At 72.6% G+C, this 13246-nt stretch carries 3 protein-coding genes and 2 pseudogenes; 4 read left to right on the top strand and 1 reads right to left on the bottom strand.

Features of this window, described 5'->3' with window-relative positions; all coding sequences use genetic code 11:
* The first annotated feature begins 34 nt into the window (after positions 1 to 34).
* From OTB19_RS43415 to OTB19_RS26260, 4 genes and pseudogenes are all read left to right on the top strand, one after another.
* Positions 35 to 10177: a type I polyketide synthase gene (locus tag OTB19_RS43415; protein WP_324290543.1), complete on the top strand. Its 10143-nt coding sequence runs from the start codon at positions 35 to 37 to the stop codon at positions 10175 to 10177.
* A gap of 62 nt (positions 10178 to 10239) precedes the next feature.
* On the top strand, positions 10240 to 11007 hold the full coding sequence (locus OTB19_RS26270) for a thioesterase II family protein (protein ID WP_267800970.1): 768 nt from the start codon (positions 10240 to 10242) through the stop codon (positions 11005 to 11007).
* Between the two features lie 427 nt (positions 11008 to 11434).
* Positions 11435 to 11665 (top strand): annotated as a pseudogene (locus OTB19_RS26265) (IS110 family transposase); the annotation flags it as partial.
* A gap of 144 nt (positions 11666 to 11809) precedes the next feature.
* A pseudogene (locus OTB19_RS26260) lies at positions 11810 to 12394 on the top strand (helix-turn-helix domain-containing protein); the annotation flags it as partial.
* A 110-nt stretch (positions 12395 to 12504) separates the two neighbouring features.
* Here OTB19_RS26260 and OTB19_RS26255 read toward each other — a convergent pair.
* A partial coding sequence (locus tag OTB19_RS26255) for an IS1634 family transposase (RefSeq protein ID WP_420716910.1) occupies positions 12505 to 13246 on the bottom strand: 742 nt, incomplete at its 5' end.

The raw sequence follows: 13246 nt of genomic DNA, 5'->3' as shown, positions 1-13246 counted from the left end.
ACTTTCCTGACACTTCTTGGCGGGTGAACGAGACATGCGGAACGAACAGAACGAACAGAACGAACAGAAGCTGCTGGACTACCTCAAGCGTGTGACGGCGGATCTCAAGCAGACCCGGCGCCGCTTGCACGAGGTGGAGGCGAAGGACCAGGAGCCGATCGCCATCGTGGCGATGAGCTGCCGCTACCCGGGGATGGTGGACAGCCCCGAAGCGCTCTGGCAGCTGGTCGAGAGCGGCTCGGACGCCGTCACCGGCTTCCCCACCAACCGGGGCTGGGACCTCGACGGGCTGTACGACCCCGACCCGGGCGTGCCCGGCAAGTGCTACACCCGCGAGGGCGGGTTCCTTCACGAAGCGGGCCGGTTCGACCCCGGCTTCTTCGGGATGTCTCCCCGTGAGGCCCTGGCCACCGACCCGCAGCAGCGGCTGCTCCTCGAAGTCGCCTGGGAGGCGTTCGAACGGGCCGGGATCGCCCCCACCGCCGTCAAGGGCTCCCGGACCGGCGTGTTCGTCGGCCTCGCCTACCAGGGGTACGCGGGCAGCGGCGACACCCGGGAAGAGCTGGAGGGCTTCCTGCTCACCGGCACCGCTCCCAGCGTCGCTTCCGGCCGGGTGTCGTACACCTTCGGCCTCGAAGGCCCCTCGCTGACCGTCGACACCGCGTGCTCCTCCTCCCTGGTGGCCCTGCACCTGGCGATACAGGCACTGCGGCAGGGCGAGTGCTCGATGGCACTGGCCGGCGGGGCCGCCATCATGGCCGCCACCGGGATGTTCACCGAGTTCAGCCGTCAGCAGGGCCTAGCCGTCGACGGCCGCTGCAAGTCCTTCGCCGCCGAGGCCGACGGGACCGGCTGGGGCGAGGGCGTGGGCATGCTGCTGGTGGAGCGGCTGTCGGACGCACGCCGTAACGGCCATCCGGTGCTGGCGGTGGTGCGTGGTTCGGCTGTCAATCAGGACGGTGCGTCCAATGGTCTGACCGCTCCGAACGGTCCCGCTCAGCAGCGTGTCATTGAACAGGCTCTGGCCAGTGCGGGGTTGTCCCCGGCTGATGTGGACGTGGTGGAGGCGCACGGTACGGGTACGAGGCTGGGTGATCCGATCGAGGCGCAGGCGTTGCTGGCGACGTATGGGCAGGGGCGTTCTGAGGACCGGCCGTTGTGGCTGGGTTCGCTGAAGTCGAACATCGGTCACACTCAGGCGGCGGCCGGTGTGGGTGGGATCATCAAGATGGTGGAGGCGATGCGGCACGGTGTCCTGCCCAAGACCCTGCACGCCGACGACGCGTCCCCGCACATCGACTGGACGTCCGGAGCCGTACGGCTCCTCACCGAGCCCGTAGCCTGGACGGACAACGGCCGCCTGCGCCGGGCCGCCGTCTCCTCCTTCGGCGTGAGCGGGACCAACGCCCACACCATCATCGAGCAGGCACCGGCGGCCCCCGATGCCGAAGAAGCCCCCACCAGGCACCACGAAACAGATCCGGCCGCCGGGCCGCTGCCCGTGGCCTGGACCCTGTCGGGGCGCAACAGCGCGGCCCTGTGCGAACAGGCGGAGCGACTGCTGGCGCACGTCCTCGGCCTCGGCGACGTCAGTGCGGTGGACGTGGCCCACTCCCTCGCCACCTCGCGCGCCGCGCTGGAACACCGGGCTGCCGTCGTCGGCACGGACCTGCCCGAACTCGTCGCCGGCGTAAAAGCGGTGGCCGAGGGAACGTCCGCCGCTCAGGTAGCCGAGGGGGTGAGCGGCCGTGATGGCGGGACCGCGTTCTTGTTCTCGGGGCAGGGGAGTCAGCGGTTGGGGATGGGGCGTGAGCTGTACGCGTCCTTCCCCGTGTTCACCAAGGCATTCGACGAGGTCTGCTCCCAACTGGACGCGCATCTTGAACAGCCTTTGAAGAGAGTGGTGTTCGGTGCTGACTCCGAGCGACTCAACCAGACTGGCTACACACAGCCCGCGCTGTTCGCCGTTGAGGTGGCGTTGTTCCGGCTGGTCGAGTCGTGGGGCGTACGTCCGGACTTCCTGGCGGGGCACTCCGTGGGCGAGTTCGCCGCGGCCCATGTGGCGGGTGTCCTCTCACTCGGCGACGCGGCGAAGCTGGTGGCTGCTCGTGGCCGGTTGATGCAGGCGCTCCCTGACGGGGGTGTCATGGTCGCGGTGCAGGCCTCGGAGGACGAGGTACGTGCGCTGCTGGCCGGGCTTGAGGACGGAGCCGGTATTGCCGCGATCAACGGCCCCTCCTCCGTGGTGGTTTCGGGTTCCGAGGACGTGGTCGCGGCGGTCGTCGAGAGGCTGTCATCAGAAGGCCGTAAGACGAAGGCGCTCTCCGTCTCCCACGCCTTCCATTCGCGGCTGATGGATCCGATGCTGGCCGACTTCCGGGCCGTCGTGGAGAGTGCTTCCTTTGACGCCCCGAAGCTGCCGGTCGTCTCCACGCTCACCGGGCGTCTGGTGTCGGCGGAGGAGTTCTGCTCCGCCGAGTACTGGGTACGGCATGTCCGCGATGCCGTCCGGTTTGCCGACGCCATCAACTCCCTTACCGGCGAAGGTGTGGGCACCTTCCTGGAGGTCGGTCCGGGTGGTGTTCTGACCGCCATGGCCCAGGACTCGCTGGACGAGCAGGCGGTTACGGTTCCTCTCCTGCGGACGGACCGTGCCGAGGACCTGGCCGTCACCACGGCCCTCGCCCAGCTCCACGTCCACGGAACGGCCGTCGACTGGACGGCCGTCTTCGCCGGACGCGGCGCCCGACGCGTCGACCTGCCCACCTACGCCTTCCAGCGCGAGACCTACTGGCTGGAGGCCGCCGCGCCCATCGGCGCCCGCCGGTCCACCGTCGAGGACTGGCAGTACGGCATCACCTGGAAGCAGTTGAGCGATCCGGCGGCCGATCCCGCGGCTGTTGCCGCGGACGGGCACTGGCTGCTGGTGGTGCCCACCGACGGTCCCGACAACGACAACACCGCCGCACACATCGCGGCCGGACTCCATGACGCGCTCGTCGCACACGGTGCCCGCACCACCTGCCTGACCGTCGACGGCGCCGAGGACCGGGAGGCGCTCGCCGCACGGCTGCGCGAGGTCACGGCCGGAGCCGTTCCGCGCACTGTCGTCTCGTTGCTCGCACTGGACGAGCGCCCGTTGGCGGGCCTGGCCGCACTGGCCGGCGGCGTGGCCGGCACCCTGACCCTGGTCCAGGCGCTGGGCGACGCTGGGGTCGAGGCACCGCTGTGGTGCGCCACGCGCGGCGCGGTGTCGACATCGCCGCACGACGACGTGGTGACGGCCCCCGGACAGGCGCAGATCTGGGGACTCGGCCGAGTGGCCGCACTGGAGCACCCGGGCCGGTGGGGCGGTCTCGTCGACCTGCCGCAGGAGTGCGACGAACCGGCACTGGCCCGGCTGGTCGGCGTACTCGCCGCCGGCAGCCCGGAGGACCAGCTCGCCGTACGCGCCGGCGGTGTACTCGCCCGGCGGCTCGCTCATGCCACCGCGGCCGACACCCGGTCGGCTGCGGAATGGCGCCCCCGGGGGACCGTCCTGATCACCGGCGGGACTGGCGCGCTCGGCGGTCATGTCGCCCGGCTGCTCGCCGGCCGTGGCGCCGAACACCTCGTCCTGACCAGCCGCCGGGGCCCCGACGCCGAGGGCGCCGCGGAGCTGCGCGCCGAACTGGAGGCACTGGGCGCCCGCGTGACGGTCGCCGCCTGCGATGTGGCGGACCGGGACGCGCTGGCCGGGCTGCTCGCGGGCCTGGTGGACACGGGAGACACCATGGGCACGGCCTGCCTGCTCACCGCCGTAGTGCACACGGCGGGCGTGGACACCCCGGCGCTGCTGGCCGACACCGATCCGGCCGGCTTCGACGCCGTCCTGGCCGCGAAGGCGGCGGGCGCGGTCCACCTCGACGAGCTCCTGGGCGAACTCCCCGCCGGACAGGAGCTGGACGCGTTCGTGCTCTTCTCGTCCATCGCCGGGGTGTGGGGCGCGGGCGGCCAGGCCGCGTACAGCGCCGCCAACGCCCATCTCGACGCGCTCGCCGCCGCCCGCCGGGCGCGCGGCCTGCCGGCCACCGCGCTGGCCTGGGGGCCCTGGGCCGACTCCGGCATGGCCGCCACCCCCGAGGTCGCCGAGAGCCTGCGCCGGCGCGGCCTTGAGCCGCTGGCGGCCGAGTCCGCGATCAAGGTGCTGGACCGGGCGGTCGAGCGGGACGCGACCGCCGTGACCGTCGCCGACGTGGACTGGGCGCGCTTCGCCCCGACCTTCACCGTGGGCCGGCCCAGCCCGCTCCTGGGCGATCTGCCCGAAGTCCGGGAGGCCACCGCCGCGCGGTCCGAGCGGTCCGACGAGGCGGCCGACACCGCCACGGCCCTGTGCCGCTCCCTCGCACAGGCGGATCCGGCCGAGCGGGACCGTACGCTCGTGGAGCTCGTACGGGCCGAGGCCGCGGCCGTGCTCGGACACCCGGGCCCCGAGGCCGTCGAGCCCGGGCGGGCCTTCCGCGACCTGGGCTTCGACTCGCTGACGGCCGTCGAGCTGCGCAACCGGCTGGTCCGCGTCACCGGACTGCAGCTGCCCACGACGCTGGTGTTCGACTACCCGTCCGCGCTCGACCTGGCGGGCCGGCTGCTCGTGGAACTGCTGGGCACCGGCGACGAGTCCGAGACCGCGGGTCCGCTCGTCCGGGCGGACGACGAGCCGATCGCCATCGTCGCGATGAGCTGCCGCTACCCGGGCGGTGTCAGCTCGCCGGAGGAGCTGTGGCGGCTGGTGGACGAGGGCACGGACGCGATGTCGGTGTTCCCCGACAACCGCGGCTGGGACCTGGACACGCTCTACCACCCGGACCCCGACCACCCAGGCACCACCTACGCGCGGGCCGGCGGCTTCCTGTACGACCTGGCCGACTTCGACGCCGCGTTCTTCGGTATCTCGCCGCGCGAGGCGACGGCCATGGATCCGCAGCAGCGGCTGCTCCTGGAGACCTCCTGGGAGGCGTTCGAGCGGGCCGGCATCGACCCGGCGACCGTGCGCGGCAGCCGCACCGGGGTGTTCGTCGGCTCCGGATACCAGGACTACATCCGGCGCGGCCTCGCCGTCCCTGAAGGCGTCGAGGGCTACCTGGGCACCGGCAATGCCGCCAGTGTGGCCTCCGGGCGCATCGCCTACGCCCTCGGCCTCGAAGGGCCGGCCATCACAGTGGACACGGCGTGCTCGTCCTCGCTGGTCGCCCTGCACATGGCGGCCCAGGCCCTGCGCCAGGGCGAGTGCGAACTGGCGCTGGCCGGCGGGGTGACGGTGATGTCCAGCTCAGGCGCGTTCGTCGAGTTCAGCAGGCAGCGCGCGCTCGCCGCCGACGGCCGCTGCAAGGCGTACTCCGCCGATGCCGACGGCACCGGCTGGGGCGAGGGCGTCGGCATGCTGCTGGTGGAGCGGCTGTCGGACGCGCGCCGCAACGGCCACCGGGTGCTCGCGGTCGTCCGGGGCAGTGCCATCAACCAGGACGGCGCGTCCAACGGCCTCACCGCTCCCAGCGGCCGGGCCCAGCAGCTCGTCATCCGGCAGGCCCTCGCCAACGCCGGGCTGTCCGCCGCCGATGTCGACGTGGTCGAGGGGCACGGCACGGGCACCCGGCTCGGCGACCCCATCGAGGCCTCGGCGCTCCTGGCGACGTACGGCCAGGACCGCCCCGGGGACCGGCCGCTGTGGCTGGGCTCGTTGAAGTCCAACATCGGCCACACCCAGGCCGCCGCCGGGGCGGGCGGCGTCATCAAGATGGTGCAGGCGCTGCGGCACGGCGTACTCCCCAAGACCCTGCACGCCGAGGAGCCGTCCCCACACGTCGACTGGAGCGCCGGCGCCGTCCGGCTGCTGACCGAGCCGGTCGCCTGGGGTGCGGCCGACCGCCCCCGCCGGGCCGGGGTGTCGTCCTTCGGGATGAGCGGCACCAACGCCCACGTCATCATCGAAGAGGCGCCGCGCGCAGACCCGGACCCGGGCTCCGACGAGCCGGAGCCGGAGAAGGAGCCGGGGGCCGCCCCCGCACAACCGCCGCTCGGATCGGCTGCCGTGCCGCTGCTGCTTTCGGCCCGGACCGGAGCGGCCGTGGAGGAGCAGGCAGGCCGCATCGCCGCGCTCCTGCGCGAGGGCCGGACCCGCCCGCAGGACGTCGGGTACGCGCTTGCCACCACCCGCACCCTGTTCGACGAGCGCGCAGTGGTGGTCGGCGAAGACCGCGACGAGCTGGTCGCGTCCCTTGACGCGCTCGCGTCCGGCGGCTCGCACGAGCTCGCGGTCCGCGGCTCGGCCGGGGCCCCCGCCCAGCCGGTGTTCGTCTTCCCCGGCCAGGGCTCCCAGTGGGCCGGCATGGCCGTCGAGCTCCTCGGCACATCAGCCGTCTTCCGGGAGTGGATCACCGCGTGCGGCGAGGCACTGGCCCCATACGTGGACTGGTCACTCGAAGACGTACTGCGGGGTACGGACGGCGCCCCGCAGCTGGAGGGCCCGGACGTGATCCAGCCCGTGCTGTGGGCGGTGATGGTGGCGCTCGCCGAACTGTGGCGCTCGTGCGGAGTGCGCCCCGCTGCCGTCGTCGGCCACTCGCAGGGCGAGATCGCCGCTGCCGTGATCGCCGGGGCGCTGACCCTGGCCGACGGCGCCCGGCTCGTGGCGCGCCGCAGCGCCCTGCTCGTGCGGCTGTCAGGTCAGGGCGGCATGGTCTCGGTACCGCAGTCGGAGGCCGAGGTCACCGAGCGCCTCGCCCGCTGGCAGGGCCGGCTCAGCGTGGCCGCGGTCAACGGGCCGCGCACCGTGGTCGTCTCCGGCGACCTGGACGCGTTGGCCGAACTCCACGAGGCCTGCACGGCCGACGGGGTACAGGCCAAGCGGGTCCGGGTGGACCTCGCCTCGCACTGCGCCCAGGTCGAGTCCGTACGGGACGAACTGGCCGCGGAACTCGCCACGCTCGCACCGAGCGCGCCGAAGACACCGTTCTGCTCGACGGTGACGGGCGAACTGCTCGACACCGCGCCGGACGCCGCGTACTGGTACCGCAATCTGCGCCAGACCGTACGCTTCGAGCAGGCCATCCGGCGCCTGCTGGCCGACGGGCACCGGGTCTTCATCGAGATCAGCCCGCACCCGGTGCTGGTGTACGGACTTCAGGACACCGCCGCCGACGCGCGTACGGACGGCCTCGCCGAGGCCGTCGTGCCGACCCTGACCCGCACCGCGGGCGGCGCCCGGCGCTTCCTCGCCTCCCTGGGCGAGGCACACGCGCACGGCGTCCCGGTCGACTGGAACGCCGTGTTCGGGGGCCGCACCGGCGCGTCGGCTGACCTGCCGACGTACCCGTTCCAGCGGCAGCGGTACTGGCTCGACGCGCCCGAGACGGCGGTGGGCGAGACCCCGGCGGTGGAGTCCGCCGTGGACACCGAGTTCTGGGCGGCCGTGGAACGCCAGGACCTGGCGTCTCTCGCCGAGGAGCTGCGGCTCGACGAGGACGCCACCCTGCGCTCCGCGCTCCCGGCGCTGTCCGCCTGGCACCGGGGCCGCCGCGACGAGGCCGCGACGGAGGACTGGCGCTACCGGATCAGCTGGAAGCCGGTGCCCGACGCGGCGCCGCCCGCCCTGTCCGGGGTCTGGCTCGCCGTCGTCGCGCGGGACCGGACCGACGACCCGGCCGTGGAACTGGCGCTCGACTCCCTCGCCGCGCACGGCGCCGAGATCGTCCGGCTGGCCGTGGCCGGCGACGAGGACCGGCACGCCCTCGCCGCCACGCTGCGCGAGGCGGGCAGCGGCGTACGCGGGGTGCTGTCTCTGCTCGCCCTCGACGAGCAGGCCCACCCGGAACACCCCGCCGTTCCGCTCGGCCTCGCCACGACCCTGCTCCTCGTACAGGCGCTCGGCGACGCGGACGTCGACGCACCCTTGTGGTGCGTGACCCGGGGCGCCGTGTCCACCGGGCCCGCCGACCCCGTCCACGCCGTACGCCAGGCGCCGGTGGGGGCATTGGGCCGGGTCGCGGCCCTGGAGCACCCGGCCCGGTGGGGCGGTCTCGTCGACCTGCCCGCCGACGTACGGGCCACCGACGTGCGGACCGGCCGCCGGCTGGCCGCGGCGCTGTCCGGGGCCACCGGAGAGGACCAGCTCGCCCTCCGCGCCGAGGGCGGCTACGCCCGCCGGATGGTCCGCGCCACGAGCGGCGGCGCACCCGCCGGGCCCGGCTGGCAGCCGCGCGGCACCGTCCTGGTGACCGGCGGCACCGGCTTCATCGGCGGCCGGGTCGCCCGCTGGCTCGCGGCCGACGGCGCCGAACACCTGGTCCTGACCAGCCGTCGGGGCCCCGACGCCGAGGGCGCCGACGAGCTGCGCGCCGAACTGGAGTCGCTGGGCGCCCGCGTGACGGTCGCCGCCTGCGACATGGCCGACCGGGAGGCGGTGGCCGCACTCCTGGACTCGCTCGCCGGCCTGCCGCCGCTGAGCGCCGTCGTACACGCCGCCGGCGTCGGCACGCCCGCCATGCTCGCGGACACCACCGTGGCCGGCTTCGCCGCCGTACTGGGCGCGAAGGCGGCGGGCGCGGCGCACCTGGACGAACTGCTCGCCGACCGCGAACTGGACGCCTTCGTGCTGTTCTCCTCCGGCGCCGCAGCCTGGGGCAGCGGCGCGCAGTCCGCGTACGCCGCGGCGAACGCCTTCGTGGACGCCCTCGCCGAGGACCGGCAGGCGCGTGGGCTGACCGCCACCTCCATCGCCTGGGGTGCCTGGGGCGGTGGCGGCATGGTCGACCGGGCGGCCGAGGAGCGGCTGCGGCTGCGCGGCCTCGACCTGATGGACCCCGGCCTCGGTGTGCTGGCCCTACGGCGCGCGGTCGAGCAGGGCGACACCTCGGTGATCGTCGCCGATGTGGACTGGACGCGCTTCCTGCCCGGCTTCACCGCGGCTCGGCCGAGCCCGCTCATCGGCGGCCTGCCCGAGGTGTCCCGCCTGCTGGCCGCCGAGGAAACAGGCCAGGGCGACCCGGCCGACGGCGAGCCGCTCCTGGTGCGCCGGCTGGCCGGGCTGACCGGGGCCGAACACGACGCGACGGTGCTGGAGTTCGTACGGTCCGAGGCCGCGGCCGTGCTCGGTCACCCGTCCGAGGAGGCGGTGCAGGAGCGGCACGTTTTCCTGGAGCTCGGTTTCGACTCGCTCACCGCCGTACAGCTCGCCAAGCGGCTGAGCCGGGCCACCGGCCTCAAGCTGCCCAGCACCTTGGTCTTCGACCACCCCACCCCCGCCGCGGTGACCGCCCGGCTCGTCGCCCTGCTGGCAGAAGCGCCCGGTGGCGGCTCCCGCCCGGCCGCACCGGCCGAACAGGACGACCTACTCGTCGGCCTCTACCGCCGAGCGGGCGAACTCGGCAGGCTCGCCGAGGGCATCGAGATGGTCACGGCCGCCGCGCGGCTGCGGCCGGCCTTCGACGCCGCGTCGGCCGACGCGCACCGCTCGGTCCCGGTCCGGCTGGCGCAGGGCGACGAAGGGCCCCATCTGGTCTGCTTCGGCCCGTACATGGCACCTTCCGGGGTGCACCAGTACGCGCGGTTCGCAGCCGCGTTCGGCGGCCGGCGCAGCGTCTGGGGGCTGCCCGAGCCGGGCTTCGGCCCGGGCGAGTCGCTGCCGCAGGACGTCGCCGCCCTCGTGGAGGTGCACGTCAGGGCCCTCGCCGAGGGCGTGGGCGAGGAGCCGGTGGTGCTCGTCGGCTACTCCTCCGGCGGCTGGGTCGCGCACGCCGTGGCCTGCCGGCTGGAGGAACTGGGCCGGCCCGTCGAAGGCATCGTGATGCTCGACAGCTTCACCCGCGAGCAAGGCATGGCCGACCGGTTCCAGTCGGCGGTGGTGCGCGAGCAGTCGGAGCGCTTCGACTTCATCTCCGCACCCGGCACCCAGCTCACCGCGATGGGCGGCTACCTCCACATCTTCGCGGACTGGGAAGCCCCGGTGGCCAAGGCGCCCACGCTGGTGGTCCGCGCGGACGACTGGATGGCCGGTGGCGAAGCCGGGGCCGACGACCGGCCGCCGGCCCCCGAGCACGCCGAGACGGTCACCGAAGTGCCCGGAAACCACTACACGCTGATGGAGCGGTACGCGCGGTCCACCGCGACCGCCGTCGACGAATGGGTCCTCAAACTGTCCTGAACCCCGCCCCGTTCCCCATCCTCCCGAAAGTCCCCATCTCTCGAAAGGAAGTGATCACTTCCGTGAACGCCTCGACCTCCGCCGACGTCAGCCTGTGGATACGCCGGTTCCAGCCGCGGCCGGACAGTGCCGTCCGGCTGGTCTGCCTGCCGCACGCGGGCGGCTCCGCGAGCTTCTACCTCCCCGTGGCCCGGGCCATGCCGGACTTCGCCGACGTGCTCTGCGTGCAGTACCCCGGCCGGCAGGACCGCCGTACCGAACCCCTCATCGACAGCATCCCCGAACTCGCCGACCACATCTTCACGGCGCTGCTGCCCTGGGCGGACCGGCCGCTGGCGTTCTTCGGCCACAGCATGGGCGCCTCGGTCGCCTTCGAGGTCGCCCGCCGTTTCGAGCGCGAGAAGGGCATCGTCGCGGCGGCCCTGTTCGCCTCCGGCCGCCGGGCCCCCTCGGCACCCCGCCACGAGACCGTCCACCTGCGCCACGACCGAGGCTTGATCGACGAGGTCAAGAGCCTCAGCGGCACCGACACACAGCTGCTCGGCGACGAGGAGGTGCTCCGGATGATCCTCCCGGCCATCCGGGCCGACTACCGGGCCGCGGAGACCTACGCCCCCGAGCCGGGGGAGCCGTTGCACTGCCCCCTGCTCGCGATGGTCGGCAGCGACGACCCGAAGGTGACCGTGCCGGAGGCGGCTGCCTGGGCCGAGCACACCGAAGGGCCGTTCGCCCTGCGGGTCTTCTCCCAGGGCCACTTCTACCTGGTGCCCCACCAGGCCGAGGTCATCCAGGCCATGTCCGACCAGCTCCGCGCATCCCTGGGCATCTGACGCACCCAGCCCTCGCCGGTCCCCGGACAGGGGCCCGGCGAGGGCGGGGGAGCCCGGGCCGGTCGTACCGTAGGGCGCTGTGTGCGCACCCGGGGTCTTCGGCCGGTAACCGCCCTACTTCGCACCGGACTTGGTCTCTACTATCCAAAGCGATCCGGTACTCGCTCCGCAACGCGGCCGGCCCCCCGTTACCGTTTTCGTGGCTCCGCAATGGGGCCTCCGGCCTTCGGGTCCGGCATGACTTCCCCCCCTTGTTGCAGTTGATGATCCGGGGGGTGGTGTCACCGGGCCCGGAGGCATCGACGGACCGCTGATGAGGGGCTTGAGCACCGGCTTCACCCGAGCCGGAAGAGCTCTCCGTAACGTGGGTGTGGCAGCTCGGTGCCGGGGCAAGGCCGGACGAAAGCGTGAGCGGAGAGGCCTGCACGTGATCGACATCAGTGGCATCGACGTCTTCCTCGGTTTGGACGTCGGCAAGAGTGAACACCACGCCACCCCTGTGACCCCGGCCGGGAAGAAGGCGTTCGACAAGCGGCTGCCCAACACCGAGCCCAAGCTCCGGGAGATATTCACGAAGCTCCAGGCCAAGCACGGAACGGTGCTGGTCGTGGTCGACCAGCCGGCCTCGATCGGGGCCCTGCCGCTGGCCGTCGCGAGGTGACCGTGTGCAGTCCCACGAGTTGTTGGACAGTTCTGTCCCGGTTGATGCTTGACGGTCCCGGCACATCCTGGACGGCCGTTGCTCGTTGAATCCGGTGTGGCTGACGAGCGCGAGCAAGACCCGGTGGACGACCGGCGGTGGATGGCTGAGCACCGGTATCGCGCGGTGCTCCAGGTGCTCGACGGGGTGCCGGTCGCGCAGGTAGCCCGCCAGGCTGGTGCCTCGCGGCAGTCGGTGTACTCCTGGGTCGACCGGTATCACGGCGGAGGGCTGGACGCGCTGGTGGACAAGTCCCGGCGGCCGCATGTCTCACCGCACCAGGTGGCCGCCGAGGTCGAGGCCCTGGTCTGCGAGTTGCGCCGTTCGTATCCGCGGTGGGGTGCCCGTCGCATCGCCCACGAGCTCAGCGAGCGCGGGCTGGTGCCGGCGCCCGGCCGCTCGACCGTTCACCGGATCCTGACCCGGCACGGGCTGGTCAACCAGCAGGAGCAGAACCACCGCCGCGTCTATCGGCGCTGGCAGCGGGACGCTCCAATGCAGTTGTGGCAGCTCGACCTCATGGGCGGGGTGTTCCTGGCCAGCGGCCGGGAGTGCAAGCTCGTCACCGGCATCGACGACCACTCCAGATTCATCGTGATCGCCAAGGTGGTCGCCGAGCCGTCCGGACGGGCCGTGTGCACCGCCTTCGCCGAGGCCATGACCGCATACGGGGTGCCTTCGGACCTGAGTTCCGCAGTTGAGGTGGCGCTCTAGTACGCGAATATGGGGTTTGACCTGTGGATATGCCGGAGCGCACGCCGGATCGGCGTGTGTCTAGGCGAGGGTGTTCGTGCAGGTCAGGCGGTTGCGCCGGGTTCCAGGGTGATGATGCGCTTGGGCTCGGAGATCTTGAGCTTGGCGAGGATGGCTCGCTGGGCGGGGCTGGTCTCGGTGCGCTGACGGAAGGTTCCGGCGGGGCCGGCGAAGGTGCCGACGTGGATGCGTTCGAGTTCCTCGCGCAGGTTCAGCCATGTTTCCTCGCAGGTGGTCTCCGCGATGCGGATCAGGAGCAACGCAAGCCAGCAGAGCAGGACATGGGCGCGTATCCGGTCTTCCTTGCGGTGGTAGACAGGCCGCAGATCGATGATCGTTTTCATATCGCGCCAGCCGCGTTCAACTTCCAGCAACTGTTTGTAGCCGGTCGCGATGTCCTCGGCCGACAGGTGCGGGTCGCTGCAGCGCAGGAGGAACTTCCCGTCCAGCCGCTTCTCGGCCTTGATCGCCGCCTTGTCGATCCGTAGCAGCCCCTTCGGGGTGACGCGCAGGAAGCGGTTGAGGCCGGGCCTGGTGGATAGCCGTCCGCGTAGTTCGGCGCGCTTGGTCGCGCTGAGCTTGTCGGTGTTCGCGATCGTCTCGCCCAGTTGGGTGAGGAGGTCGGTGCGGATCGCGGCGTCGCGTTTGGCCTGTTCGGGGACCCTGATGGTTAATTCGTGTGGCTGAGGGTGCTGGTGGGAGCGGGTGGGCAGGTTGTTCCTGTGTCGGTAGGGTCCGGCCGGGGAGGGGCTTGTTGTGTCGATGTCGCCGCGGTCGTGGCCGGAG

Source organism: Streptomyces sp. H27-H5 (assembly GCF_026627505.1).
In the GTDB taxonomy this organism is placed as follows: domain Bacteria; phylum Actinomycetota; class Actinomycetes; order Streptomycetales; family Streptomycetaceae; genus Streptomyces.
Note: the sequence above shows the minus strand (reverse complement) of the source record. Positions and strands in the feature narration are given on the sequence as shown.